The sequence below is a fragment of the Sulfitobacter profundi genome (assembly GCF_042661425.1).
GTDB classification, from domain to species: Bacteria; Pseudomonadota; Alphaproteobacteria; order Rhodobacterales; family Rhodobacteraceae; genus Sulfitobacter; species Sulfitobacter profundi.
In genome coordinates this window covers 1,044,890-1,070,207 of the sequence record NZ_JBHSWA010000001.1, presented here as the reverse complement: position 1 = coordinate 1,070,207, position 25,318 = coordinate 1,044,890, and the positions used below count along the sequence as shown (strand labels likewise).

Below are 25,318 nucleotides of genomic sequence, written 5' to 3'. Positions count from 1 at the left end.
GCGCAAAGGAGATTTACATGACAAATCCGCTGCTCGCTGACTGGAACACGCCCTTCGGCATCGCCCCCTTTGATCGCATTTCAGACGATGATTTCGCCCCCGCGCTTGAGGAGGCATTGACCGCCCACCGGGCCGAGATCGACGCCATCGCCGAGAACCCCGAGGCGCCCAGCTTTGCCAATACGATCGAGGCGCTCGAAGCATCCGGCGACGCGCTCGACAAGGTGCTGAGCGTGTTCTTCACCGTCGCGGGGGCCGACAGCAACGGCGCGCGCGAGGCGTTGCAGCGCGATTTCTCGCCCAAGCTTGCCGCGCATCAATCGGCGATCTCGGGCAACACCAAGCTCTTTGCCCGCATCGCTGCCATCTGGGAGGCCCGCGACACGCTCGATCTGACCGAGGAGCAGGCCCGCGTGCTGATGCTGACACATCGCGGCTTCGTCCGCTCTGGCGCGGCGTTGACCGGGGCGGCCGCCGAGCGGATGAAAGAGATTAAGGCACGGCTGGCGGTGCTGGGCACGCAGTTCACGCAAAACCTACTGGCCGATGAGCGGGATTGGTTCATGCCGCTGTCGGAGGGCGATCTGACCGGCCTGCCGGATTTCGCGCTCGACGCCGCCCGCGCGGCGGGCAAGGAGAAGGGCGCGGAGGGCCCGGTGGTCACGCTCTCGCGGTCGCTGATCACACCCTTCCTGCAATTCTCAGACCGTCGCGACCTGCGCGAAAAGGCGTTTCGTGCGTGGGAAGCACGCGGTGCGAATGGCGGGGAAACCGACAACCGCGACATCGCTGCCGAAACGCTGGCCCTGCGCAAGGAGCGCGCGGAACTTCTGGGCTATGAAAATTTCGCCGCCTACAAGCTGGAAACCGAAATGGCCAAGACGCCGGACGCCGTGCGCGACTTGCTGATGTCGGTTTGGAAACCTGCCAAGGCGCAGGCCGACGCCGATGCCGAGGTGCTGACCGCGCTGATGCGCGAGGACGGCGTGAACGGGGCGCTGGAGCCATGGGATTGGCGCTACTACGCCGAAAAGCGCCGCGCGGCAGAGCATGACCTCGATGAGGCGGCGCTGAAACCCTATTTCCAGCTCGATCGGATGATCGACGCGGCCTTCGACTGTGCCAACCGGTTGTTCGGGCTGGCGTTCGCGCCGCTCGACGTGCCGCTCTACCACCCCGACTGCCGGGCGTGGGAGGTGACGCGGAACGGCAAGCATGTGGCGGTCTTTATCGGCGATTACTTCGCGCGCGGCTCGAAGCGTTCGGGCGCATGGTGTTCGGCTATGCGGAGCCAAGCGAAGTTCCCCGCGCGCAGGCGCCGGTGGTGATCAACGTCTGCAATTTCGCCAAGGGCGACCCGGCGCTGCTGTCCTATGACGACGCGCGCACGCTGTTTCACGAATTCGGCCATGCGCTACACCAGATGCTGTCGGACGTGACCTATGAAAGCGTCAGCGGCACCTCGGTGGCGCGGGACTTTGTGGAATTGCCCAGCCAGCTTTATGAGCATTGGCTGGACCAGCCCGAGGTCTTGCAGAAATTCGCCACCCATGCCCGCACGGGCGAGCCGATGCCGCGTGAGATGTTGGACAAGGTGCTGGCGGCGTCGACCTTCGACATGGGGTTCCAGACGGTGGAATATATCGCCTCGGCCCTCGTCGATCTAGAGTTCCACGACGGTGCCCCGCCCGCCGATCCGATGGTGAAACAGGCCGAGGTGCTCAGCAGCATCGGCATGCCTCAGGCGATCCGGATGCGCCACGCCACGCCGCAATTCGCGCATGTCTTCTCGGGTGACGGATATTCCAGCGCCTATTACAGCTACATGTGGTCCGAGGTGATGGACGCCGACGCCTTTGCCGCCTTCGAAGAAGCGGGCGGCGCCTTTGACGCGGAGCGCGCCGAAGCGTTGGAGACCCACATCCTGTCGACCGGCGGCAGCCGCGATCCGGCAGAGCTTTATACCGCGTTCCGGGGGCGACTGCCGGGGGTGGAGGCGCTGCTCAAAGGGCGCGGGCTGGCGGCCTGAGCCTTGACGCGGCCGGGGGTTAGTACCCCCGGTCGCGGTCTACCAGATGTAGCAGAGGCTCTCCGGCCTCACTGCGGCGGATGTTCTCGGCGATGACTTCCGAGGCCGTCTCATTGCGCGTGGCCGCCGCGAGATGCGGGGTTACGGTGACGCGCGGATGCGCCCAATAGGGGTGATCCTCAGGCAGCGGTTCCACGCTGAAGACATCCAGCGTGGCATGGGCAATCTGCCCGCTGTCGAGCGCGGCAAGCAGGGCGTCATCATCAATCAGCGGGCCACGACCGGGGTTGATGATGAACGCGCCTTTGGGCATCTGCGCCAGTGTCTCGGCATTTAGCACATCTCGCGTGGCGGGGGTGTCGGGCAACAGCAGCACGGCGATCTCGGCCCGTTTCAGCGTTTCTGTCAGGCCCGCATCGCCATGCAGGCAGCGCACGCCCTCGATCTGCTTTTTGCTGCGCGACCAGCCGGTCACGTCGAAGCCCAGACCCACCAACGCCGCGGCCACCGCTTGGCCGAGCGCACCGATGCCCAGCACCGCCACGCCCCGCTCGCGTGCCAGTGGCGGGGTGCGCGGCTCCCATTTGGCGTGCTTGCGCAGAATGTCCGCATCCATCCCCAGATGATGGCGCAGCACATGGCCCGTGCACCATTCGACCATGCCGTGGGTCAGGCCGAAATCGACCATCCGTGTCAGCGGGATATTCAAGGTCTCATTGCCGGTGATCGCCTCCACCCCGGCCCAGAGGTTCAGCACCGCTTTGGCGCGGGTGTAGGGGGTGAAATCCTGCAAGTCGCTGTTGGGGGCATAGACGATATAATCGACCTCTTCGGGCGGCAGGTCGGTGGCGAGTGTGAAATCCCGCCCCGGCAGGGCCTTGCGCAGCGCGTCGTTCAACGGTTTTTCGTAGCAGTCCCAGCGTTCGGCTTTGGCGGCGAAGAGAATATTAATCGTCATGAATTACCTCGGTCTATGAACATGTGCCGATTGCACCAGCCCAAAGGCCAGCAGCAGCACCAGCATGGCCGAGCCGCCATAGCTCACCATCGGCAGCGGCACGCCAACCACAGGGGCCAGCCCCATGACCATCGACATGTTAACGGCGAAAAAGAGAAAGAAGTTAAGCGCGATGCCCAGTGTCAGCAGGCTGGAGAACCGGTCTTTGTTCTTCACCGCCGAGGCCACGCAGAACAGGATGATCAGCGCATAAAGCCCCAGCAGAGAGACGCCGCCGACGAAGCCGAACTCTTCGGCCAGCGTGGTAAAGATAAAGTCGGTGTGTTTCTCGGGCAAGAAGTTCAGCCGCGACTGGGTGCCTTGCATGTAGCCACGCCCAGACCAGCCGCCCGAGCCGAGCGCGATCTTGGATTGGGTGATGTGGTAGCCCGCGCCAAGCGGGTCTTGGCTGGGGTCGAGAAAAGTGTCGATGCGGCGGTATTGGTAATCTTTGAGCAGTTGCCACGGGGTGCCGCGCGATTGGAAGACGGCGGTGACCAGCCCGATGGCGGCGGTGATGACAGCGGCGAAATAGGCCCAATGCACACCTGCAAGGAACATCAGCCCGCCCCCGGCGGTCAAAAGCAGGATCGAGGTGCCCAAGTCGGGCTGTTTCAGGACCAAAGCGGTGGGGACCACGATGATCAGGATCGGCAGCAGGACCCAAAAGGGGCGCGAGACCTTTTTGACCGGCAGCCAGTCGTAATAGGCGGCCAGAAACAGCACCAGCGTGATCTTCATCAACTCCGACGGTTGCAGCCGCATGAAGCCAATGTCGATCCAACGCTGCGCGCCCATGCCGACAGAGCCAAAGAGTTCGACCGCGACCAGTAGCACCAAGGTCGCCCCATAGGCCACGCCCGACAGGTTGCGCCAGAGCCAGATCGGCACCATCGCCACAGTGAACATGATCGCAATGCCCATGCCGAAACGCTTCATCTGCGGTTCAGCCCAAGGGGAGAATGACCCGCCCGCGACCGAGTAGAGCATCAAGAACCCCACGCCCGCGACACTGGTCAACAGGATCGCCAGCGGCCAGTTCATGAAAAGGATCTTGCGCAGCCCCGTGGGGACGGATTTGACCGTATGCTCAAGATAGCTCATGCCTGATCGTCTCCCGCTACGCTGGCCGAGGTTTCCGGCGCGGTGTCGCGCAGCTCTTCTTGCTGGGTGGCGATGCGGCCCCGGTCGGACTTGGGGTAGGCTTCGAGCGGCGGCTCGCCCCCGGCCATGGCCTGCAACATCACGTCGCGCGCAATCGGGGCGGCGGCGGTTGATCCGCCCCCCGTGTTCCACCAGCACGCAGGCCGCGTATTTGGGTTTGTCGTAGGGCGCGAAGCACACGAACAGCGCGTGGTCGCGGCGCTCCCACGGCAGGTCGGCGTTGCTGGTCACACCACGGGCGCGTTCGGCGGCGGTGATGTTGCGCACCTGACTGGTGCCGGTCTTGCCCGCCATGCGCATCGTGTCGTCGATGATGCGGCTGCGATAGCCGGTGCCGCGGCGGTCGTTGACCACGTCGTACATCGCTTTGCGCAATTGGCGCAGGTTGTTCTCGTTCAGGCCCATCGGCTCGCCCGCGCCGCTGGGTTGCTCCACCCCGTCGATGGATTTAATCAGCCGCGGCGCCACCGCGCGCCCGGTGGCGATCCGCGCGCTCATCACCGCGAGTTGCAGTGGGGAGGACAGGGTAAAACCCTGCCCGATGGAGGCGTTGACCGTGTCGCCCACGACCCAATCCTCGCCCCGGGCCGAGCGTTTCCACTGTTTGGTCGGCGCAAGCCCGCCCGCGACCGAAGACAGCGCCAGATCGTGTTTGATGCCAAGGCCAAAGCGGTTCGACATGGCGGTGATCTTTTCGATGCCCACCTTCACGGCGAGGTCGTAGTAATAGACGTCGCAGGATTGTTTCAGCGAATCCTGTAAATTAACCCATCCGTGGCCCGCGCGTTTCCAGCAGTGGAACCGCCGCCCCGCGACCTCCAGATGGCCGGGGCAATATACCGTCTCTTCGGGGCCGACGATGCCCTCTTCGATTGCGGCGAGTGCGACGATCATCTTGAAGGTTGAACCGGGCGGGTAGGTGCCCTGCACCGGCTTGTTCACCAAGGGTCGGTATTTGGAATTCAACAGCGGATTATAATCCGCCGAAGAGATGCCGCCGATAAAAAGGTTCGGGTCATAGCTGGGCGAAGAGGCGAGTGCGGCCAGATCGCCATTCTCGCAATCGATGATGACCACGGCGGCGCTTTCTTCACCCAGACGAGCCTGCACATAGCGTTGCAGATTGGCATCCACGGTCAGCTGCAGGTCGGCCCCGGCCTGACCTTCGCGCCGCTCCAACTCGCGCATTACGCGGCCTGTGGCGTTCACCTCTACATGTTTGGTGCCCGCCGCACCGCGCAGCAGGTTCTCGGCGCGGGCTTCGACGTTGATCTTGCCGATTTGAAAGCGCGGAATGCGCAGCACCTGATCGGGGTTTACCAGCGCGTCGAGGTCGGCTTGGCTCACGCGGCCCACGCGGCCCACCACATGGGCGAAATCCGCGCCGCGCGGGTAGACGCGAGTCAGGCCTACTTCGGGGGTGACGCCGGGCAGGGCAGGGGCGTTGACGCTGACCTTGCTCACGACCTCCCAACTGACGTCATCGACGATGGTGACGGGCAGGAAGGGCGCAGAGCGAGCCATCTCGGTCATGGCGCGTTCGCGGGTTTCGTCATCAATTTCGATAACTTGGGCCAAACGTTCCATCACCGCCGCCACGTCGCCCGCGTCTTCGCGCACCATGACGATCCGGTAGGAGGGCACGTTGTCGGCAAGCTGTACGCCGTTGCGGTCGAAAATCTCACCGCGGGAGGGCGGGATCAGGCGGATGTTGATGCGGTTCTCTTCGGCGAGCAGGCGAAATTGGTCGGCCTGATCGACCTGCAGATAGCGCATCCGCGCGGCCAGACCGCCCATGAACAGCAGTTGTGCCCCGCCCAAAAGCGCGGCGCGCCGGGTCAGGCGCGTGTGGTTTGCATCGTTGTCGGCGCGGCTACGTCTCATCTCATCGCTCCCCGATCACACCCGTTTGCCAAGCGCATCCAGATCGCCCGGCGCGGTTTTGCGCACGCCCATGATACCATGGGTCACGGCCACGATCAGCGGATAAGCGAGCGCTGTCAGTGCCAATTCCGTGAGGTTCAGCGTCATGGCGGGCGTGGGCACCAGCGCAAGGCTCAGCAGAATGCGGTTGGCAAAGATCACCATGGTCAGGATCACCACCACGGTCAGCCATTCGGCGGCAAAGCTCGCATCCCGCAGTTGCCGCCCCCGCGATTTGAGGTTTTCGACCCCGATCAGCGCCAGCACCGCCCAAAGGCCGGGCGGACGTTGTAGCAAGAGATCGGCCAGCAGAAAGACCAAGGCCAGAAAAAGGGCGGGCACATATTCAGGCCGTCTCAGCCCCCAAGCGCAGGCAAAGCCCAACAGCAGGTCCGGCCCGGCCCAAGGGCGCGGGGTCGTCTCAAGCGGAAGCAGGTGGAAGAACAAGATCACCAGCGCCAGCGCAACAAAGCTCAGGCGCATGACCCACAGGCGACTGCGTGACAGATCGGTCATGGCTGCACTCCGACCGGCGCCGCCGGATCGGCCAAGGGGCCATCGGAGGTGATGACATGGGCGGTGTCCGGCACGGTTTCATTGCCATGGTGGCGCAGCACGCGCAGGAACTCCAACCGCTCGTAATCCGCCGCCAGCCTGACGCGAAGACGCCCGCCCGGATCGGCGGCGACTTGACCGATGAGGATGCCCGCCGGGAACACCCCGCCATCGCCCGAACTGATCACCCGGTCGCCGGGGCGAACCAACTCGCGGTTTTCAATGAAGTCGAGCGGCGGCGCGGCGCTGTTGTCGCCAGCCACGATGGCCCGCTGGCCCGAGGGTTGGATCGTCGCCGGAATGCGGCTGGAAGCGTCGGTCAGCAGGATCACGCGCGCGGTGTTCTTGCCCACACCGGCGATGCGGCCCACAAGTCCGATGCCGTCCATTGTCGCCCATCCCTCGACCAGCCCGTCGCGCGCGCCGACGTTCAGCAGCACAGATTGGCGATAGGGCGAGCCGCTGTCGGCCAGCACGGTGCCGGTGATGAATGTGAGGCGCGGGTCGAGCCGCACGTTGTTCAAATCCAGCAGGCGGGCGTTCTCTTGCTCTAGCTGAAGGGCCGCTTCTTTCCACGCCTGCATCTGCCGCAGTTCCGAACGCAGCTCGCGGTTCTGTTCGCTCAGACGTTGGTAGCTTTGGAAATCGCGTAGCAGGTTGATCGTGCCAGTCACCGGGGCCATTGCCCAATCAAGGTTCGGCACGAAACGGTCGGTCACCTGCGCGCGAAAGCGTTCAACGCGGGGGCTGTCGATGCGCCAAAGCAAGAAAATCCCGACCAGCGCCAGCACCAACACAGCCAGCAGCAACCGGCGCAGGGGGCCGGTGAAATCGCTGGAACTGGAACGGTCTTTGGGCATCTGTGCCGAAACTCCCACCCGGTCAGGCGGGGCGGTGTCGCCGCGTGCCGGGTCTGGCTAACTTGCCAGTGTTAACTGTCGTAGTCGATCGCGTGGCGCAGTTGTTTCTCGTATTCCAGCGCTTTGCCGGTGCCGAGGGCCACGCAGTTCAGCGGCTCATCCGCGACCGAGATCGCAAGGCCGGTCTGCTCGCGCAGGGCGAGGTCCAAGTCACCTAGCAGCGCACCGCCGCCTGTCAGCATCACGCCCCGGTCGACGATGTCGGCGGCCAGATCCGGCGGGGTGGTTTCCAGTGCGGTCATCACTGCCTCGCAAATCTGCTGCACCGGTTCGGCCAGCGCCTCGGCGATCTGCGCTTGGGTCACTTCGATTTCTTTTGGCACACCATTCAGCAGGTCACGGCCCCGGATCTGCATCGAGGTGCCGCGCCCGTCGTCGGGCATCCGCGCCGTACCGATAGAGGTCTTGACCCGCTCGGCAGTCGTCTCACCGATCAGCAGGTTCTGCTGACGGCGCAGGTAGCTGATGATGCCTTCGTCCATGCGGTCACCGCCGACGCGGACAGAGCGTGCATAGACGATGTCGCCCAGAGACAGCACCGCAACCTCGGTCGTACCGCCGCCGATATCGACGACCATGTTACCCGTGGGATCGGTGATCGGCATGCCCGCACCGATGGCCGCGGCGATAGGCTCCGCAATCAGCCCGGCGCGGCGCGCGCCAGCGCTCAGCACCGACTGGCGGATCGCGCGCTTCTCAACCGGGGTCGCCCCATGCGGCACGCAGACGATGATCTTGGGTTTGGAGAAGGTCGAACGCTTGTGCACCTTACGGATGAAGTGCTTGATCATTTCCTCGGCGGTGTCGAAGTCGGCGATGACCCCTTCACGCATCGGGCGGATCGCTTCAATGCTGCCGGGCGTTCGGCCCAGCATCAGCTTGGCGTCTTCGCCCACGGCGAGCACTTTCTTCACGCCGTCCTTGACGTGATAGGCGACAACCGAAGGTTCGCTCAGCACGATGCCCTTACCCTTGACATAAACCAGCGTATTCGCGGTGCCGAGGTCGATCGCCATATCGGAGGAGAACAGGCCGCGGAATTGATCGAGGATGGACATAACAGTAGCGGAGCCTTGCAAATATTCGGACAGGCCCGCCAGCATGGGACCACGCGCGGGCTATTGGCTCTTATAGGGCGCACAGGGTCAGGGTGAAAGGGGCAAGACCGTAAAGGTGGCGCGATATTGCCGCCGCGCTATCATAGAGCGGTATATTTAGGGCGGAGGTCGGCGATACCATGCAGAAGATACAGACACTTGGGGTGCATCACATCACCCTCACCGGGGCCGATCGGCAAAGTTCAATCGACTTCTGGGAGGGCGTTTTGGGAATGCCTTTCATTTTTGACCAGCCTAATTTGGATGACCCGGATGAGGGGCATTTGTATTTCGATCCGGGCGATGGGCGGCTGATCACGATCTTCACCAATGAGAACCGCAAGCGGGTGCATAACCGCACCCCGATGGATCCGGGCTGCGTGCATCATCTGGCCTTTGAGGTGGACCGCGCGATGTTTGACCAAATCCCCGAGCGGTTAGAGGCGCGGGGCATCGGGCATTCGGGCGTGAAGGATCGAGGCTTTATGCATTCGATCTATTTCAAGGATCCGCTGGGTCTGTTGATTGAACTGGCCTGCTACACGTTCATCCCGCCGCGCGGGTCGAGCCATGCCGAGGTGATGCTAGAGGCGCATAAGCTGCGGGTTGCGGCGGGAGATGATCATATCCAGCGGCAACATCTGGCGGATGCGGTGGTGATGATTGTGGAGCGGGGGCAGGCGTCGCTGAGTGCGGATCGCGGGGCGAAGAACCCGTATTGAGATTGGTTCTTCGGTGACGAATGCCACCCCAGCCCGGAGGCAAGCCGTAGGCGCCGGGCCATCGCCTGCTCGCTCCGTCACGCCGGAGGCGTGCCAGAATGTATTAGGCGCACCTCTGGTGCGACCGGGTAGGCGATTTAGTGAGGCTGGGTGTGACCTAGAAAACGCACACCACGGCTGCACCATAAAGTGGCACCAACTTAGCCTTGGATCGCCGACCCGCGGGCAGGCGATGGCCCTCAAGCGAAAAGGGCGGGGTTTCCCCGCCCTCCGCATCAACTCACATCTTTATAATTGATCTCGCGCTTATCCGTGCCGCCCTTTTCACGCCGCACCAACAGACGGTTCAACGCGTGGATATAGGCCCGCACACTCGCCACCACGGTATCGGTATCGGCAGATTGCCCCGTCACGATGCGGCCCTCTTCCTCCATCCGCACGGACACCGTCGCCTGCGCGTCGGTGCCTTCGGTGACCGCATGCACTTGGTAAAGCTGCAAGCGCGCGGTGTGCGGCACCAGCGCCTTGATGCAGTTGAACGCCGCATCGACGGGGCCATCGCCCGTCTGGTTCGTGCTCTGCTCAACACCATCCACATCCAGCACCATGTCGGCGGTCTGCGGGCCATCGGTGCCGCACACGACCTTCATCGATTTGAGGCGAATGCGGTCCTCTTCAGGATCGGTCGCGGTGCGCATCAGCGCAATCAGGTCATCCTCGTAGATTTCCTTTTTACGGTCGGCCAATTCCTTGAACCGCACGAAGACATCCTTGAGCTGGTTATCCCCCAGTTCAAACCCGAGGTCTTCGAGCTTGGAGCGCAGCGCCGCGCGGCCCGAGTGTTTGCCCATGACGATATTGGTCTCGGTCAGACCCACATCCTCCGGGCGCATGATCTCAAAGGTTTCGGCATTCTTGAGCATGCCGTCTTGGTGGATGCCGCTCTCATGGGCAAAGGCGTTCTTGCCGACGATGGCCTTGTTGAACTGCACCGCAAAACCCGAGACCGTCGCAACACGGCGCGAGATGTTCATGATCTTGGTGCTGTCGATGCGCGTCTCGTAGGGCATGATGTCATTGCGCACCTTGAGCGCCATGACGACCTCTTCGAGCGCCGTGTTGCCCGCGCGTTCGCCCAGACCGTTGATGGTGCATTCCACCTGCCGCGCCCCGGCTTCCACGGCGGCAAGGCTGTTGGCTGTCGCCATGCCCAGATCGTTGTGGCAGTGGGTGGCAAAGATGATCTCATCCGCGCCCGGCACGTTTTCGAGCAGTTTGGCGATCAGATCGGCGCTTTCGCGTGGGGCGGTATAGCCCACGGTGTCGGGGATGTTGATCGTGGTGGCCCCGGCTCTGATGGCGATTTCCACAACGCGGTAGAGGTAATCAAGCTCGGTCCGCGTGGCATCCATCGGCGACCATTGCACGTTGTCACACAGGTTACGCGCGTGGGTCACGGTCTCATGGATACGGTCGGCCATCTCATCCTGTGTCAGGTTCGGAATGGCGCGGTGCAGGGGCGAGGTGCCGATGAAGGTGTGGATGCGCGGCTGACGGGCATGTTTCACGGCCTCCCAGCATCGGTCGATGTCGCCCAATTGGGCGCGGGCAAGGCCGCAGATCACGGCGTTTTGGCTTTGGCGGGCAATCTCGCTCACCGCGTTAAAGTCGCCTTCGGAGGCGATGGGAAAGCCTGCTTCGATGATGTCGACGCCCATCTCATCCAAAAGCTGCGCAATCTCCAGCTTTTCGGCATGGGTCATCGTCGCCCCGGGGGATTGTTCGCCATCCCGCAAGGTGGTGTCAAAAATCAGCACACGGTCCTGTTTCGTCATATCGGTCATCCTGGGTTCTTTCTTTGCTGGTATCCTTGGCGCGCGACACATCCCTCTGAGCGGGCGCGCCGAAGGGCACGCTCAGAGGCGAATTAGGTGCAGCAAGTTGGCACACAGCAGGCCCGCGCAGCAGCGCGGCAGGGTCGGGATATGGACGGCCTGTGTCATGCGGATAGTTATACGCACCCGTTTTCAAATGGAAAGGGGTGTTGCGGCTTTTGTTTGCCCCCGCGTCAGCGCCGCCTATCTGCCTATAAGCAAGGGAGTTCAGGATGCAGTACAAAGCGATACCGCAGGACGCGGCGGCGTGAGTGCGCGGGTGCTTGTGATCGGGGCCAGCGGCGGGATCGGCGCGGCGCTGAGCGACACCTTGCGGGCGCGCGGGGATGAGGTAACGGCGCTCTCTCGCGCCAGCGATGGGCTGGACCTTAGGGATGAGGCTTCGGTTAACGCGGCGCTGGAGGGGCTTACCGGCCCCTTCGACGCGGTGATCGTCGCCACAGGCGCTTTGGAGATCGACGGGGCAGCCCCGGAAAAGTCGCTGCGGGCCATCACGCAAAAGGCGATGCTGGATCAATTCGCACTCAACGCCGTTGGTCCGGCGCTGATCCTGCGTCATGCGGGGCGGCTCTTGCCGCGCGACAGGCGGGCGGTATTCGCCGTGCTTTCGGCGCGGGTCGGTTCTATCGGAGATAATCGCTTGGGCGGTTGGATCAGCTACCGCAGCGCCAAGGCGGCGGTGAACCAGATCGTGCATACCGCCGCGATTGAACTCAGCCGCTCCCATCCGCAAAGTATCTGCGTGGCACTGCACCCCGGCACCGTCGAAACACCCTTTACCGAGAAATACCTGGGCCGCCATCCGGCGGTGCCGCCGGGGAGGCTGCGGGCAATCTGCTGCGGGTGATCGACGGGCTGACCCCGGACAATAGCGGCGGGTTTTTTGATTGGGCCGGAAAGGCGGTGCCGTGGTGAGCCGTTTGATCTTGGTTCTGGGCGATCAACTCTCCCTAAACCTGTCATCGCTGCGCGAGGCCGACAAGGCGCGCGATGTGGTGGTCATGGCCGAGGTCGCGCAAGAGGCGGAATATGTCCGTCACCACCCCAAGAAAATCGCGCTTGTCTTCGCCGCAATGCGCAAATTTGCCCGCCAGTTGGAGGATGACGGCTGGAGCTTGCGCTATACCCGGCTGGATGACCCCGAAAACGCAGGCTCTCTCGTCGGCGAACTGCTTCGTCGGGCGGAGGAAACCGGCGCGGGCGAGGTGATCGTGACAGAGCCGGGGGAGTGGCGGCTGCTCAACACGCTGACCGATGCGCCGATCCCGACGCATCTCTTGCCGGATGACCGCTTTATCGCCACTCGCAAACGGTTCGAAGATTGGGCCGAGGGGCGCAAGGCGCTGCGGATGGAGTATTTCTACCGCGAGATGCGCCGCGAGACCGGCCTGTTGATGGAGGGCGACGATCCCGCAGGGGGCAAATGGAATTTCGACCACGACAACCGCAAGCCCCCGAAGGAGGGGCTGGAGTTCCCCCAGCCGCTCAGCTTTGCGCCTGATGCTGAGACCGAAGCGGTGCTTGACCTTGTGGAGACGCGCTATGGGGACAACTTCGGTGATCTGCTCCCCTTTCACTTTGCCACCACGCGCGCGGAGGCCCTGCAGGTCTTGGCGCATTTCATCACCCACGCCCTGCCGCGATTTGGCGATTATCAGGACGCGATGCTGGAAGGGCAGCCCTATCTCTTTCACGCGCTGATCTCTCCCTATCTGAACCTTGGGTTGCTCGACCCGATGGAGGTCTGCCGGGCTGCCGAAAAGGCGTGGCAGCAGGGGGACGTGCCGATCAACGCTGCCGAAGGGTTCATCCGCCAAATCCTTGGATGGCGCGAATATGTGCGGGGCATCTATTTTCTTGAGGGGCCGGAGTATGTGGCGCGCAACGTGCTGCGACACGACCGCGACTTGCCTGCCTCTTTCTGGGGTGCCGACACGCAGATGAATTGCCTGCGGCAAGCCATCGGGCAAACGCAGAAATACGCTTATGCGCATCACATCCAGCGGCTGATGGTGACGGGCAATTTCGCCCTGCTGGCCGGGATCAATCCGCATCAGGTGCATGAATGGTATCTAGAGATCTACGCCGACGCCTATGAATGGGTCGAAGCGCCCAACACCGTCGGCATGAGCCAATTCGCCGACGGCGGGGTCATCGCCTCGAAACCCTATGTCTCGTCCGGGGCTTACATCAATCGCATGTCTGACTACTGCAAAGGATGCAGCTACAGCGTCACGGCGAAGGCGGGACAGAAAGCCTGCCCGTTCAACCTGCTTTACTGGCACTTTCTTGACCGGCACCGAGAGCGGTTTCAGGGCAATGCGCGTATGAGAAACATGTATGCCACGTGGGACCGCATGGATGCCGACCGCCGCGAGGCGGTCTTGCGCGATGCGGGCAACTGGTTGCGGCGGCTGGAGGCGGGGGAGACGGTCTAGTCCCGGTCAGCCTTCAGCCTTCGGGAGTGGGCCGTGGTGGATGGATTTCCTGACTGTCCTGTGGCGCCTCTGCGCGGTCGAACATACCATAGTCGCGGATCACATGGGCGATGCGCAGGTGGTAATCGGTAAAGATGCCTTCGCGCCCTGCTGCCTGCGCGCCGCGGTGCGCGGTCAGCTTGCGCCAGTTCTGCACCGCCTCTTCATCGCGGAAGAAAGAGAGCGAAAGCAGCTTTTCGGGGTTGGTCAGGCTTTGGAACCGTTCGACAGAGATGAAGCCATCCACCTCATCCAGCAGGGGCCGCATCTTGGCCGCGACATCGAGGTATTCCTCGCGGCGGTCGGGGTGGGGGAAGACTTCGAAAATAACGGCGATCATGGTGGCTCCCTGCGGTTGCTGCCCCCATGCTAGCCCTAGTTTTCGGACAAAGAAAAGGCCCGGAGATCACTCTCCGAGCCTTCTTTGTCCAAGTCTATGGTGGCTTAGCGCAGCACGTTATTGCAGCTTAGCGCACAACGTCGACGATCAGGTTCGTCTCGTTGTCAACGATCACGGTCGCGCCGTTGATGTTGACATAGCGGTATGTGGTTTCCGGGACCTCATAGGTGGTCACGGTCGTGGGGATGCCCGCGCCGACAACTACTTCACCGTCGAGGTACACGGTATCAACCGGGTTCTCGCGGACGTAGGTGATGGTGGATTCCTCTGGCTCAGCAGCGGCGGAACCTGCCGCACCACCTGCGATGCCACCGGCGATGATGCCGCCAATCGGGCCACCAACGGCATAGGCTGTCAGCGCGCCAAGGGTCGCACCGGCAGCAGCGCCTTCGGTCTCATTCTCGGCGGTGCCATCGGGGTCTTCATAGGTCACGGTCCCCACTTCGACGGTCGCGGGGCGGGTGGTCAGGGCCACGGCCTGCTCTTCGACTTCAACGGCGAGGTAATCGGAGTAGGACCAGCCCATCGTGTCGCCGAAATTGACCCGGCACCAGGATTGGCCGTCAAGGCAGCCTTCCACCATAGTGGCTTCGCCACCGGGGATGACACCGACGATGTCGTACTGCGGGCCGGGGCCCGAACGGATGTTGAGATCGGTTGCGGCATAGGCTTCGGCAGACTGTGCATAGACAGGTGCAGCGGCACCCAAAGCGATGGCAGATACCATTCCAAGTTTAACGATATTCATCTCTTAACCCTTTCTGTTCGGCGGGAGTGCCCTGCGGGAAATCCAGCGCCGTTGTTGGTCGTGTTTGGACAACTGTGGGGGAAAGGGTTCGTTCCCCCATGAAGCACGGAGCGCCCGGTTTTTGGCTCCCATTGGTCAATAATTGGGCGCTAACCTGCTGGCAGGTGGCGGGAAGTCGCTTGCCTCTGGCGCTCAGGGAAAAGTGGGAAACCAGAGAGGTGATCTCGGCGTTATGAGCCATCGCGCCAGTGGGCGGGGTAGGGGGCTCTGGCCGCGATGCCGTGACGCGCGGGCCGGGGGCGGAGCGATTTTTCCGCGGCTGGTTGTTAAAAAGGTGCTCCGCGACCTTTTGGGCGGTCCGCTGGTCAAAGCCCTCCGCTACGCAGTCCCCCACACTGCCGTTCCTTTCTTGCAAGATGCGCAGGATGTCGTCCACTGCGCTATCTTCTTGAGCGCTATCTTCTTGCGAATGTTCCCGCTGCGGAAGCGCCGCAGAGGTTGGGCCTCGCATCCAAGCGCGGTGGGTGGTGTTGCGCCATTGGCAAAGGGCCAGCACCTCGGTCTGGTACAGGTCTTTGATCGGATTGAAATCGCCCGGCACCGCGCTCTGTCCCATGGCGGCCGCGGATTTGTTCTGTGCCGTGAGCAACAGCTCCCCCGCGTCCTGCGCCAAAGCGCGGAGCATCAGGCCGCGCAGGGGGAGCGCGAGGCTATCGGCGCCGACCGCCGCGCCAAGCCCTGCGAGGCGGCCGTGCAGTGTGGACTGTAAATCACCCCCACCGGGACCGCGATCTGGCGGACATTCTCGGACCCCAAAGCGTCTCCTGCGATCGTCGCGGCCAGCGCGGCATCACGCCCCTCGGTCTGTTCGACCAGCACCTTAGAGGCTCCGGCTTTGGCGACATAATCCCGCAGGCCGACAACCAAAGCGCGGTAATCCCGCTCCAGCGCGCTTGGCTGCGGCGCGAGGTCTCCGGCCACGATCTGCCAACCCTCCGGTGCGCGTTCCAGATCGACATGGGCAATGGCCCTGTCAAAGGCAGGCAGGTGCAGCGCCAGCTTGCCACCGGGGTTCAGCGCGAAGGACGCGCCGTCAAAGACCGCCTCGTCCTGCCCCCGACCATATTGAGGCTGATCAGCGGCAACTCCGTCTCGATCACCCGCGCGACCATATGATTCAGCCGCCTGTCCATTGCGCCGCGTTGATGTGGGACCGCATTAGGGATCAAAAGGAATTCGGCCCCCGTTTCGGCCTGCGTTTCGGCCACATCACCAGTCCAGCCATCCGCCCCGATGGGGGAACCGATGCGCAGCCCCTCAACAGCATAGGGGCCACTGATCGGACCTGCATCAAAGCGAGAGTGCCGCGCGGGGCTGTGTTGAAGCACCCGCTGGGCGATCTTGCCACCCTGCAGGATGAGGTAGGCGTTATGAAGTTTCGCCCCCTCGACCCAAGGCGCGCCAAGCGCCAAGGCGGGGCCATCGGCGCAATGGGCGGCGAGCGCCTCAAGATGGGTCACGACATCGCGTTGAAAGGCCGGGTTGTGCAGCAGCGCTTTCGCATCATGCCCGGTTAGGAACAGTTCGGGCAAGGCGACCAGTTGCGCACCCGCGTCGCGCCCGGCCTGCCATGCCTCGCGCGCCAGTGCCGCGTTCCCCGGCAGGTCGCCGACGGTCGGGTTCAATTGCCCGAGGGTGAGGCGAAAACGGTCTGACATGCAAAGGCTCCGGGCTGGCTGGTGTGGGTTGGATGTAGCAGATCGGGCCGAGGGCGAAACCCCTGCGCGCAGGCTGGCCCGCCGCACCGGGTGCGCGGGATCCGCCGAAACCGGCGTGCCTGTCCTGCAAACACGTTGCCTCTGCCCTCTATCACCCGTAACCTCAGGGCAAATGACACCTAACGAGATCGGGAAATTCCGCCCATGTTGCACCGCAGCTTGCCCCTCTGTCTGATCGCTCTTCTGGCCACGCCGCTTGCGGCGCAGGACGGGCAGGTGCTGACCAAGGAATATGACGACGGCGGCATCTATGAGGGCACGTTTCAAGGCGGCCTTCAGCATGGCACCGGTACCTATAAGCTGCCCAACGGCTATGAATATTCCGGCGAATGGGTCGAGGGTGAGATCAAGGGCGAAGGCGTCGCGCGCTTTCCCAATGGCTCGGTCTATGAGGGTAATTTCGCCAAGGGCAAGCCCGAAGGTCTGGGCAAGATCACCTTTGCCGATGGCGGTACCTATGAGGGCGAATGGGAAGCCGGGGCAATCATGGGCCAAGGCGTGGCGATCTATGCCAATGGCGTGCGCTATGAGGGTGAGTTCCGCAACGCCAAACACCACGGCAAGGGCGTGATGCAAAGCCCCGGCGGCTATGAGTACAAGGGCGACTGGGTTGATGGCGTCAAACAGGGCGTCGGCACGATCACCTACCCCGATGGCGCGGTCTATGAAGGTGAAATCGAAGGGGGCAAACGCAGTGGCGAGGGCACGCTGACCATGCCCGACGGGTTGGTCTATGTGGGCTTGTGGAAAGACGGCCAGATCGACGGGACCGGCACGCTGACCCAGCCCAATGGCGATATCTACGAAGGCACGCTGGTCGCGGGCCGCCGTGAGGGCAAGGGCAAGGTCACCTATGAAAACGGCGATACCTATGAAGGCGACTTCAAGGATGACCGCCGCGACGGGCAGGGCACATTCACTGGCACCGATGGCTATGTCTACACAGGCTCTTGGGTCGCCGGGCAGATCGAGGGGAGGGGCAGGTAACCTATCCCGACGGATCGGTTTACGTTGGCACCTTCCGCAATGATCTGGCCGATGGCACGGGCAAGATCACCTATCCCGATGGATCGACCTATGAGGGCGCTTGGGTGGCAGGTGTGATCGAAGGCGAAGGCATCGCGACCTATACCAATGGCGTGGTCTATGAGGGCGAATTCAAAGATGCCCGCAACCATGGCCAAGGGGTGATGACCTATGCCGACGGCTACCGCTATGAGGGCGGCTGGCAGGACGGTCAGCGCCATGGTCAGGGCAAGGCGACCTATCCCGACGGCACGGTCTATGAAGGCGCGTTCAGAAATGGGCAGCGTCACGGTCAGGGTAAGATCACCATGGCCAGCGGTTTCGTCTACGAAGGCGAGTGGACCGAGGGAGAGATCGAAGGGCAGGGCGTGGCGACCTATGCCAATGGCGATGTCTATGAGGGCACGTTCAAAGCGGGCAAGCGGCAGGGCAGCGGCACCATGCGCTATGCCAGCGGCGAGGAAGCCTCGGGCGATTGGGAGAACGGCGCGTTGAGCGATGGGACCGCCGGGGCGGCTTCTGACACCGCAGCCGATCCCGCAGCCGGCACCGCCTCTGGCGCCGCGGCGGAGACTCCTGCGGACGAAGCACAGCCTGCAGATGCGGCACCGGCAGCGGCAGACGCCCCCGATGAGGGCGTGTCAGACGACGGCACCGACGCCGACACCTCTGAGGTTGTGCCCGCCCCGACTGGCACCGCGGCGGACGGCGGCTGACCCCCGCCTTTGCTGGACAACGCCCGCGCCCTGTGGCAAGCCCGCGCGCAACAGGAGTACGCCAGATGTCCAACCCAACGATCACCCGTTTCGCCCCGTCCCCCACTGGCTATATCCACGTGGGCAACCTGCGCACCGCGCTGATGAACTACCTCATCGCGCGCAAGGCGGGCGGCACTTTCATCCTGCGCATCGACGACACCGATCCCGAGCGCAGCCGCGAAGAATACGTCGACGGCATCAAGCAAGACCTCGAATGGTTGGGCTTGGAATGGGACCGGGTCGAGCGACAGTCAGAGCGGTTGGACCGCTACCATACCGCCGCCGAAGACCTGCGCGAAAAGGGCCGTTTCTACGAGGCGTTCGAGACGCCGACAGAGCTGGACCTCAAGCGCAAGAAGCAGCTCAACATGGGCAAGCCGCCGGTCTATGACCGCGCCGCGCTGAACCTCTCCGACGATGAGAAAGCCGCGCTGCGTGCCGAGCGTGGCGATGGCGTTTGGCGGTTCAAGCTCGATCACCAGCGGATCGAATGGGACGACGGTATCTTGGGCGATATTTCCATCGACGCGGCCTCGGTTAGTGACCCCGTACTCATTCGTGGCGATGGGCAGATCCTTTATACCTTGGCGAGCGTCGTGGATGACACCGAAATGGGCGTGACCCATGTGGTGCGCGGGTCGGACCATGTGACCAACACCGCGACCCAGATCCAGATCATGCAGGCGCTCGGCAATGGGGCGGTGCCCTCGTTCGCGCACCACTCGCTGCTCACCGGCCCGCAGGGCGAGGCGCTGAGCAAGCGCCTTGGCACGCTGGCCCTGCGTGATCTGCGCGAGCAGGGGTTCAGCCCTTCGCGCTGCTGAGCCTGATGGCGCGGTTGGGATCGTCTGATCCGGTGGAGCTGCGCACGGATATGGCGGAGTTGATCGAGGGTTTCGACATCAACCGCTTCGGCTCGGCGCCGACCAAGTTCGATGTGCAGGATCTGTTCCCGCTGACAGGGCGGTATTTGCAGCAACTGCCGCTTGAGGCCGTGAAAGACGACATCACCGCCCTTGGCGTGCCGGAAGACAAAGCCGCGCAGTTCTGGGCGGTCACGCGCGAGAATATCTCGACGCTGAAGGATTTGGGTCCGTGGTGGGCTATGTTCCGCGACGGGGCCGAGCCGGTGATTGCCGAGGAAGACCGCGAATTCGTGGCTCAGGCCATGCTGCTGCTGCCGGAGATGCCCTTTGATGAAGCCACGTGGTCAAGCTGGACCGCCGCGGTCAAAGAAGCCACCGGGCGCAAGGGACGTGGGTTGTTCCGGCCCCTGCGTTTGGCGCTGACGGGGCAGGAACACGGGCCAGAGATGGCGCAGGTTCTGCCGTTGCTCCAGACCGTCAAAGCACGCGGCTGAGGCGGGCCGAGGGCATTCGGGGGCGCTGCCCCCGGACCCCGCGGGTATTTGAAAAAGGATGAATTAAAGCGGTCAGAAGTTCTTCTTTGTGAAGGGGACTTCGTCGCGTGATTTCACCTGTAGCGACAAGCGGTCGATGTGGTGATCGACCACGGCCGTTTCTTCTGGCGTTAGGGTCTGGTGGCGCGGGTAAAGGGGCGCTGCGCGGTCGTTCAGGATAGGTGTGTCCCAGCCTTCGGTGGTGTCAAAAAAGCGCGCCGCGCCATCGGTGCCGAACTCGCGCAGGAAGCCTTGGACCACAACATCAAGATAGCTCAGAAGGATGACGTGATCGCCGTGGTCGACCGCGATTTCGAGCGGGATGGCGTAATGGGCGATGTCGGGTGCGGGGACCAGATCATGGACCACGGCGCCGCCTGAGGCGTGGCGTTCGTAGCTGTATTCACGCTGGTCCAGCGCCGCCCAATCCGCGCCCGGCACGGCGGCGATGAGCCCGTCGATGCGGGTGCTTTGGTCTTGCACCACGGAGAGGTAGACGATGTCGCGCCCTTCGGCGCGGACCCATTTGCGCCGCCAGCCGTCGAGCCGGGCGGGCCGGGCGTCGGGGTAGCTGTGGGTGTTGCGATTCACGAGGCTGCCGTAGCCGAAAAAATAGGGGGTCATGCGCGAAAGGTCCTGTATTTGTCGCGCGCACCAAAACATGTGTCGTATCCGGCCACAAGCATGCTTGACGCAGAGGTATGCGGCGGCATACGAAAGGCCCAATCGTCACGGGAGAATCGGTTAACACCGATGCCGAAGGAGCAACCGCCCCGGAAACTCTCAGGCCCCAGGACCGTGACATGACCAAGACTCTGGAGAGATGCGCGGATGCGCACGCCGAAGGGATAACGATCTCAGGCGGAAGGACAGAGGGGGCATCATGCGCAGCGTTAGCGGCGCTAAGGTGCCGGCGTGGTCAAAAGGTCATCCGGAAGCGACAGGAAAGGCGAACCGGATGAGCGATCTCAAGCAGACGGCATTGCATGATTTGCATGTGGAACTGGGGGCCAAGATGGTGCCCTTTGCGGGCTATTCAATGCCCGTGCAATACCCTCTTGGCGTGATGAAAGAGCATTTGCACACCCGCGCCGCCGCCGGGTTGTTTGATGTGAGCCACATGGGGCAGGTCGTGCTGCGGGCCAAATCTGGCAGCTATGAAGATGTGGCCTTGGCGATGGAGAGCCTCGTGCCGGTTGATGTGCTGGGGCTTGCCGAGATGCGCCAGCGTTATGCGATGTTTACGGATGCCACGGGTGGTATCTTGGACGATCTGATGTTGGCCAATCTGGGTGATCATTTGTTCGCTGTTGTGAATGCCGGGTGCAAGGATGATGACATCGCCCTGATGAAAGAGGCGTTGTCGGATCGTTGTGAGATCGAAGTGCTCGAAGATCGTGCGCTGCTGGCCTTGCAGGGGCCGCAGGCCGAAGCGGCGCTGGCCCGGTTGCAGCCCTTGGTGGCGGATATGAAATTTATGGATGTGGCCAAGGATGTCGACATTGACGGGATCACCGTCACCCTTTCGCGCTCGGGCTATACGGGCGAGGACGGCTACGAGATTTCGGTCGCGAATGAAGATGCCGTGGCCTTGGCGCGCAAGCTTTTGGCGCTGGAAGAGGTCGAGCCCATTGGTCTGGGCGCGCGTGACAGTTTGCGGTTGGAGGGCGGGTTGTGCCTTTATGGTCATGACATCGACACCACCACCACGCCGGTTGAGGCGGCGCTGAACTGGGCGATCCAGAAGGTACGGCGCAATGATGGCGAGCGTGCGGGCGGTTTTCCGGGTGCGGGCGTGATCTTGCAACAACTGGCCGATGGGGCGCCGCGCAAGCGGGTGGGGCTGCTGCCCGAAGGCCGGGCGCCGATGCGCGAAGGTGTGCCGATTTTCGATGCAGCCGAGGGCGGCAATGAGGTTGGCACAGTAACCTCTGGCGGCTTTGGTCCGACGGTTGGCGGCCCGGTTGCCATGGGCTATGTCAGCGCCGAGCATGCAAAGGTCGACACGCCGCTTTGGGGCGAGGTGCGCGGCAAGCGCTTGCCACTGACTGTCACGAAAATGCCGTTCGTCGCGGCGAACTTCAAACGCTGAATCTACACAGGGAAATCCGATATGAAATTTACCGAAGAACATGAATGGCTGCGCGTCGAGGGTGACGAAGTGGTCGTGGGCATCACCACACACGCCGCCGAGCAGTTGGGCGATGTCGTATTCGTGGAACTGCCGGACGAAGGCACCACCGTTAGCAAGGATGACGAAGTTGTCGTGATTGAATCCGTCAAGGCGGCGTCGGACATCCTCGCCCCGATTGACGGTGAGATCACCGAGGTGAACAGCACGCTCACGGACAACCCCAGCATGGTCAACGATGACCCGCAGGGCGATGCATGGTTCTTCAAGATGAAGTTCACCGATGCCAGCCAGATGGACGACTTCATGGACGAAGCCGCCTACCAGAAATTCATCGGCTAAACCGCTGCGCGTGCCGGGGGACTGGCGCGCTGCTGATCACCTGCGTCGCCCGCTTTGGGCGGCGCGCCACAACAGGGGCGCCGCTGCCGCGCCGTGACGAGGAACCCGACATGAGCTTCAAGCCCACCGATTATCTGCCCTATGATTTCGCCAACCGGCGTCACATTGGCCCGTCCCCTTCCGAAATGTCGCAGATGCTCGACACCGTGGGCGCCGAAAGCCTTGATGCGCTGATCGACGACACGTTACCCAAGGCGATCCGTGCGAAACAGCCGCTTGATTTCGGCAAGGCGATGAGCGAGCGCGAGGTGCTTGAGCACATGCGCAAGGTTGCGGGCAAGAACAAGGTGCTCACCAGCCTGATCGGGCAGGGCTATCACGGCACCGTCACGCCTCCGGCGATCCAGCGGAATATTCTTGAGAACCCCGCGTGGTACACCGCCTACACGCCCTATCAGCCCGAAATTTCGCAGGGCCGCCTGGAAGCGTTGCTCAATTTCCAGACGATGGTGAGCGACCTTACCGGGTTGGAAATCGCCAATGCGTCGCTTCTGGATGAGGCCACCGCCTGCGCCGAGGCGATGACCATGGCGCTGCGCAGTTCGAAATCCAAGGCCAAGGGCTTCTTTATCGATAGCAATTGCCACCCGCAAAACATCGCCGTGATGAAGACCCGGGCCGAGCCTTTGGGCATTGAGGTCATCGTCGGTGAACCCGAAGAGATGGACGCGGAAAAGGTTTTTGGCGCGATCTTCCAGTATCCGGGCACCTACGGCCATGTGCGCGACTTCACCGATCACATGGCGGCCCTGCATGAGGCCAAGGCCGTCGGCATCGTCACCGCCGACCCGTTGTCGCTGACCCTGCTGAAAGAGCCGGGCGCGATGGGGGCCGACATCGCCGTGGGCAGCACGCAGCGTTTTGGCGTGCCTGAGGGCTATGGCGGCCCGCACGCTGCTTATATGGCCTGCAAGGATTCCATGAAGCGCGCCATGCCGGGGCGGATTGTCGGCGTGTCCATCGACGCCCATGGCAACCGCGCCTACCGTCTGTCGCTGCAAACCCGCGAGCAACACATCCGCCGCGAGAAGGCGACCTCGAACGTTTGCACTGCGCAGGCGCTGCTGGCCGTGATGGCCTCGATGTATGCCGTGTTCCACGGGCCGGAAGGCTTGAAAGCCATCGCGCAGCGCATCCACCGCAAGACAGTGCGTCTGGCGAAGGGCCTGGAGGCCGCTGGCTTTGACGTGCAGCCCGAGAGCTATTTCGACACGGTCACCGTCGAGGTCGGCCCCTTGCAGGCCGCGGTGATGAAATCCGCCGTGGACGAAGGCATCAACCTGCGTCGTGTGGGCGGGACCAAGGTTGGCATCACGCTGGACGAGCGCACCCGCCCCGACACCATCGAAGCGGTCTGGCGCGCCTTTGGCATCCGTCAGGCGGATAATGATTTCACGCCTGAGTACCGTCTGCCCGACGCGATGGTCCGCACGAGCGACTACCTCACGCACCCGATTTTCCACATGAACCGGGCCGAGACCGAGATGATGCGCTACATGCGCCGCTTGGCCGACCGTGATCTGGCGCTGGACCGGGCGATGATCCCGCTGGGGTCTTGCACGATGAAGTTGAACTCGGCGGCTGAGATGATGCCGGTGACGTGGCGTGAATTCTCGCTGATCCATCCCTTCGTGCCCGCCGATCAGGCGCTTGGCTATCAGGAAATGATCGACGATCTGTCGGACAAACTGTGCGAGATCACCGGCTATGACGCGATTTCGATGCAGCCGAACTCGGGCGCGCAGGGCGAATATGCGGGGCTCTTGACCATCGCCGCCTATCACCGCGCCAAGGGCGAGGGGCATCGCAACATCTGCCTTATTCCGATGAGCGCCCATGGCACCAACCCGGCCTCCGCGCAGATGGTGGGTTGGAAGGTCGTGGTCATCAAGACCGCCGCCAACGGTGACATCGACCTTGACGATTTCCGCGCCAAGGCCGAGCAGCACAGCGAAAACCTTGCCGGTTGCATGATCACTTACCCGTCGACCCACGGCGTGTTCGAGGAAACCGTGCATGAGGTGACCAAGATCACCCATGACCACGGCGGCCAAGTCTATATCGACGGCGCCAATATGAACGCGATGGTGGGCCTGTCGCGCCCCGGCGATCTGGGCGGCGACGTGAGCCACCTCAACCTGCACAAGACCTTCTGCATCCCGCATGGCGGCGGCGGCCCCGGCATGGGTCCGATCGGTGTGAAATCGCATCTGATCGCGCATCTGCCGGGCCACCCGAACGAAGAGGGGGCCGCGGTCTCGGCGGCGCCTTACGGCTCGCCCTCGCTGTTGCCGATCTCTTGGTCTTACTGCCTGATGATGGGCGGTGACGGTCTGACGCAGGCGACCCGCGCCGCGATCCTCAACGCCAACTACATCGCCAAGCGTCTCGAAGGGGCCTATGACGTGCTGTATAAAGGGCCGAGCGGTCGGGTGGCGCATGAGTGCATCATCGACGTGCGCCCCTATGAGGAAACCGCGGGCATCACCAACGAAGACGTCGCCAAGCGGCTGGTTGACTGCGGCTTCCACGCGCCAACGATGTCTTGGCCGGTGGCGGGCACGCTAATGGTGGAGCCGACGGAGTCTGAGACCAAGGCCGAGTTGGACCGTTTCTGCGACGCCATGCTGGCGATCCGCGAAGAGATCCGCGAGATCGAAGAGGGCCGCATGGATCGGGCCAACAATCCGCTGAAAAACGCACCGCATACGGTCGAAGATCTGGTGGTGGAATGGGGCGACCGGCCCTACAGCCGCGAGCAGGGCTGCTTCCCTCCGGGGCCTTCCGGGTCGACAAATACTGGCCGCCGGTCAACCGTGTCGACAACGTGCACGGCGACCGCAACCTGATCTGCACCTGCCCACCGCTGGAGGACTACGCCGAAGCGGCGGAGTGAT

General features: G+C 63.0%; 16 protein-coding genes, 6 pseudogenes and 1 riboswitch. Of the genes and pseudogenes, 9 read left to right on the top strand and 13 right to left on the bottom strand.

Annotated elements, in window-relative coordinates:
- Positions 1-17 precede the first annotated feature (17 nt).
- Positions 18-2,029 (top strand): annotated as a pseudogene (locus tag ACFQAU_RS05620) (M3 family metallopeptidase).
- A gap of 19 nt (positions 2,030-2,048) precedes the next feature.
- Here ACFQAU_RS05620 and ACFQAU_RS05615 read toward each other — a convergent pair.
- The 6 genes and pseudogenes from ACFQAU_RS05615 to ACFQAU_RS05590 all read right to left on the bottom strand — a co-directional run bounded on the left by ACFQAU_RS05615 (position 2,049) and on the right by ACFQAU_RS05590 (position 8,646).
- Positions 2,049-2,987: a 2-hydroxyacid dehydrogenase gene (locus ACFQAU_RS05615; protein WP_132444768.1), complete on the bottom strand. Its 939-nt coding sequence runs from the start codon at positions 2,985-2,987 to the stop codon at positions 2,049-2,051.
- A 3-nt stretch (positions 2,988-2,990) separates the two neighbouring features.
- A complete protein-coding gene (rodA, locus tag ACFQAU_RS05610; RefSeq protein ID WP_067916467.1) occupies positions 2,991-4,130 on the bottom strand; it encodes a rod shape-determining protein RodA in 1,140 nt (379 codons plus the stop codon).
- Positions 4,127-6,074, bottom strand: a pseudogene (mrdA, locus tag ACFQAU_RS05605) (penicillin-binding protein 2). The gene rodA and the pseudogene mrdA overlap by 4 nt, the downstream one beginning before the upstream one ends.
- A gap of 15 nt (positions 6,075-6,089) precedes the next feature.
- Positions 6,090-6,629: a rod shape-determining protein MreD gene (locus ACFQAU_RS05600; RefSeq protein ID WP_120350150.1), complete on the bottom strand. Its 540-nt coding sequence runs from the start codon at positions 6,627-6,629 to the stop codon at positions 6,090-6,092.
- On the bottom strand, positions 6,626-7,528 hold the full coding sequence (gene mreC / locus ACFQAU_RS05595; protein WP_120350151.1) for a rod shape-determining protein MreC: 903 nt from the start codon (positions 7,526-7,528) through the stop codon (positions 6,626-6,628). The genes ACFQAU_RS05600 and mreC overlap by 4 nt, the downstream gene beginning before the upstream one ends.
- Before the next feature lie 71 nt (positions 7,529-7,599).
- On the bottom strand, positions 7,600-8,646 hold the full coding sequence (locus tag ACFQAU_RS05590; protein ID WP_040700660.1) for a rod shape-determining protein: 1,047 nt from the start codon (positions 8,644-8,646) through the stop codon (positions 7,600-7,602).
- Between the two features lie 179 nt (positions 8,647-8,825).
- On the opposite strand from ACFQAU_RS05590, the gene ACFQAU_RS05585 reads away from it, so the two are divergent.
- Positions 8,826-9,407 carry a VOC family protein gene (locus tag ACFQAU_RS05585; protein ID WP_120350152.1) on the top strand — a complete coding sequence of 194 codons (582 nt, stop codon included), beginning with the start codon at positions 8,826-8,828 and terminating at the stop codon, positions 9,405-9,407.
- A 275-nt stretch (positions 9,408-9,682) separates the two neighbouring features.
- Here ACFQAU_RS05585 and ACFQAU_RS05580 read toward each other — a convergent pair whose 3' ends face one another.
- On the bottom strand, positions 9,683-11,251 hold the full coding sequence (locus ACFQAU_RS05580) for a 2-isopropylmalate synthase (RefSeq protein WP_132444764.1): 1,569 nt from the start codon (positions 11,249-11,251) through the stop codon (positions 9,683-9,685).
- 298 nt (positions 11,252-11,549) lie between these two features.
- Between ACFQAU_RS05580 and ACFQAU_RS05575 the strand changes: the two are divergent.
- Positions 11,550-12,217, top strand: a pseudogene (locus tag ACFQAU_RS05575) (SDR family NAD(P)-dependent oxidoreductase).
- The gene (locus ACFQAU_RS05570; protein ID WP_206054303.1) at positions 12,214-13,740 is read left to right on the top strand and encodes a cryptochrome/photolyase family protein; all 1,527 of its coding nucleotides are present in this window, start codon (positions 12,214-12,216) and stop codon (positions 13,738-13,740) included. The pseudogene ACFQAU_RS05575 and the gene ACFQAU_RS05570 overlap by 4 nt, the downstream one beginning before the upstream one ends.
- A 13-nt stretch (positions 13,741-13,753) precedes the next feature.
- Here ACFQAU_RS05570 and ACFQAU_RS05565 read toward each other — a convergent pair whose 3' ends face one another.
- The 5 genes from ACFQAU_RS05565 to ACFQAU_RS05545 all read right to left on the bottom strand — a co-directional run bounded on the left by ACFQAU_RS05565 (position 13,754) and on the right by ACFQAU_RS05545 (position 16,645).
- Positions 13,754-14,119, bottom strand: a complete 366-nt coding sequence (locus tag ACFQAU_RS05565; RefSeq protein ID WP_067941467.1) for an antibiotic biosynthesis monooxygenase family protein — start codon at positions 14,117-14,119, stop codon at positions 13,754-13,756.
- A 127-nt stretch (positions 14,120-14,246) separates the two neighbouring features.
- Complete coding sequence (locus ACFQAU_RS05560; RefSeq protein ID WP_132444760.1) at positions 14,247-14,927, bottom strand: DUF1236 domain-containing protein; 681 nt, start codon at positions 14,925-14,927, stop codon at positions 14,247-14,249.
- A complete protein-coding gene (locus ACFQAU_RS05555; protein ID WP_386281080.1) occupies positions 14,914-15,612 on the bottom strand; it encodes an NAD(+) synthetase in 699 nt (232 codons plus the stop codon). The genes ACFQAU_RS05560 and ACFQAU_RS05555 overlap by 14 nt, the downstream gene beginning before the upstream one ends.
- On the bottom strand, positions 15,612-15,908 hold the full coding sequence (locus ACFQAU_RS05550) for a hypothetical protein (protein ID WP_386281077.1): 297 nt from the start codon (positions 15,906-15,908) through the stop codon (positions 15,612-15,614). The genes ACFQAU_RS05555 and ACFQAU_RS05550 overlap by 1 nt, the downstream gene beginning before the upstream one ends.
- A 92-nt stretch (positions 15,909-16,000) precedes the next feature.
- Positions 16,001-16,645 carry a nitrilase-related carbon-nitrogen hydrolase gene (locus tag ACFQAU_RS05545; protein ID WP_386281074.1) on the bottom strand — a complete coding sequence of 215 codons (645 nt, stop codon included), beginning with the start codon at positions 16,643-16,645 and terminating at the stop codon, positions 16,001-16,003.
- Positions 16,646-16,849: 204 nt separating this feature from the next.
- Between ACFQAU_RS05545 and ACFQAU_RS05540 the strand changes: the two are divergent.
- Positions 16,850-18,447, top strand: a pseudogene (locus ACFQAU_RS05540) (MORN repeat-containing protein).
- A gap of 65 nt (positions 18,448-18,512) precedes the next feature.
- A pseudogene (gene gltX, locus ACFQAU_RS05535) lies at positions 18,513-19,849 on the top strand (glutamate--tRNA ligase).
- Positions 19,850-19,921: 72 nt separating this feature from the next.
- Here gltX and ACFQAU_RS05530 read toward each other — a convergent pair.
- Complete coding sequence (locus ACFQAU_RS05530; protein ID WP_067938472.1) at positions 19,922-20,512, bottom strand: gamma-glutamylcyclotransferase family protein; 591 nt, start codon at positions 20,510-20,512, stop codon at positions 19,922-19,924.
- A 98-nt stretch (positions 20,513-20,610) separates the two neighbouring features.
- Positions 20,611-20,697: riboswitch (glycine riboswitch) on the top strand.
- Positions 20,698-20,846: 149 nt separating this feature from the next.
- Between ACFQAU_RS05530 and gcvT the strand changes: the two genes are divergently transcribed.
- From gcvT to gcvP, 3 genes and pseudogenes are all read left to right on the top strand, one after another.
- Positions 20,847-21,980 carry a glycine cleavage system aminomethyltransferase GcvT gene (gcvT, locus tag ACFQAU_RS05525; protein WP_132444752.1) on the top strand — a complete coding sequence of 378 codons (1,134 nt, stop codon included), beginning with the start codon at positions 20,847-20,849 and terminating at the stop codon, positions 21,978-21,980.
- A 21-nt stretch (positions 21,981-22,001) separates the two neighbouring features.
- Positions 22,002-22,361 (top strand): glycine cleavage system protein GcvH, encoded by a 360-nt coding sequence (gene gcvH / locus ACFQAU_RS05520; protein ID WP_067623356.1) that lies wholly within the window; start codon positions 22,002-22,004, stop codon positions 22,359-22,361.
- Between the two features lie 110 nt (positions 22,362-22,471).
- A pseudogene (gcvP, locus tag ACFQAU_RS05515) lies at positions 22,472-25,317 on the top strand (aminomethyl-transferring glycine dehydrogenase).
- Position 25,318 lies beyond the last annotated feature (1 nt).

Excerpts from the sequence above, each read along its gene's own strand:
- ACFQAU_RS05615 (WP_132444768.1), bottom strand. The coding sequence starts at position 2,987 with ATGACGATTAATATTCTCTTCGCCGCCAAAGCCGAACGCTGGGACTGC.
- rodA (WP_067916467.1), bottom strand. The coding sequence starts at position 4,130 with ATGAGCTATCTTGAGCATACGGTCAAATCCGTCCCCACGGGGCTGCGC.
- ACFQAU_RS05600 (WP_120350150.1), bottom strand. The coding sequence starts at position 6,629 with ATGACCGATCTGTCACGCAGTCGCCTGTGGGTCATGCGCCTGAGCTTT.
- mreC (WP_120350151.1), bottom strand. The coding sequence starts at position 7,528 with ATGCCCAAAGACCGTTCCAGTTCCAGCGATTTCACCGGCCCCCTGCGC.
- ACFQAU_RS05590 (WP_040700660.1), bottom strand. The coding sequence starts at position 8,646 with ATGTCCATCCTCGATCAATTCCGCGGCCTGTTCTCCTCCGATATGGCG.
- ACFQAU_RS05585 (WP_120350152.1), top strand. The coding sequence starts at position 8,826 with ATGCAGAAGATACAGACACTTGGGGTGCATCACATCACCCTCACCGGG.
- ACFQAU_RS05580 (WP_132444764.1), bottom strand. The coding sequence starts at position 11,251 with ATGACCGATATGACGAAACAGGACCGTGTGCTGATTTTTGACACCACC.
- ACFQAU_RS05565 (WP_067941467.1), bottom strand. The coding sequence starts at position 14,119 with ATGATCGCCGTTATTTTCGAAGTCTTCCCCCACCCCGACCGCCGCGAG.
- ACFQAU_RS05560 (WP_132444760.1), bottom strand. The coding sequence starts at position 14,927 with ATGAATATCGTTAAACTTGGAATGGTATCTGCCATCGCTTTGGGTGCC.
- ACFQAU_RS05555 (WP_386281080.1), bottom strand. The coding sequence starts at position 15,612 with ATGCTCCGCGCTTTGGCGCAGGACGCGGGGGAGCTGTTGCTCACGGCA.
- ACFQAU_RS05545 (WP_386281074.1), bottom strand. The coding sequence starts at position 16,645 with ATGTCAGACCGTTTTCGCCTCACCCTCGGGCAATTGAACCCGACCGTC.
- ACFQAU_RS05530 (WP_067938472.1), bottom strand. The coding sequence starts at position 20,512 with ATGACCCCCTATTTTTTCGGCTACGGCAGCCTCGTGAATCGCAACACC.
- gcvT (WP_132444752.1), top strand. The coding sequence starts at position 20,847 with ATGAGCGATCTCAAGCAGACGGCATTGCATGATTTGCATGTGGAACTG.
- gcvH (WP_067623356.1), top strand. The coding sequence starts at position 22,002 with ATGAAATTTACCGAAGAACATGAATGGCTGCGCGTCGAGGGTGACGAA.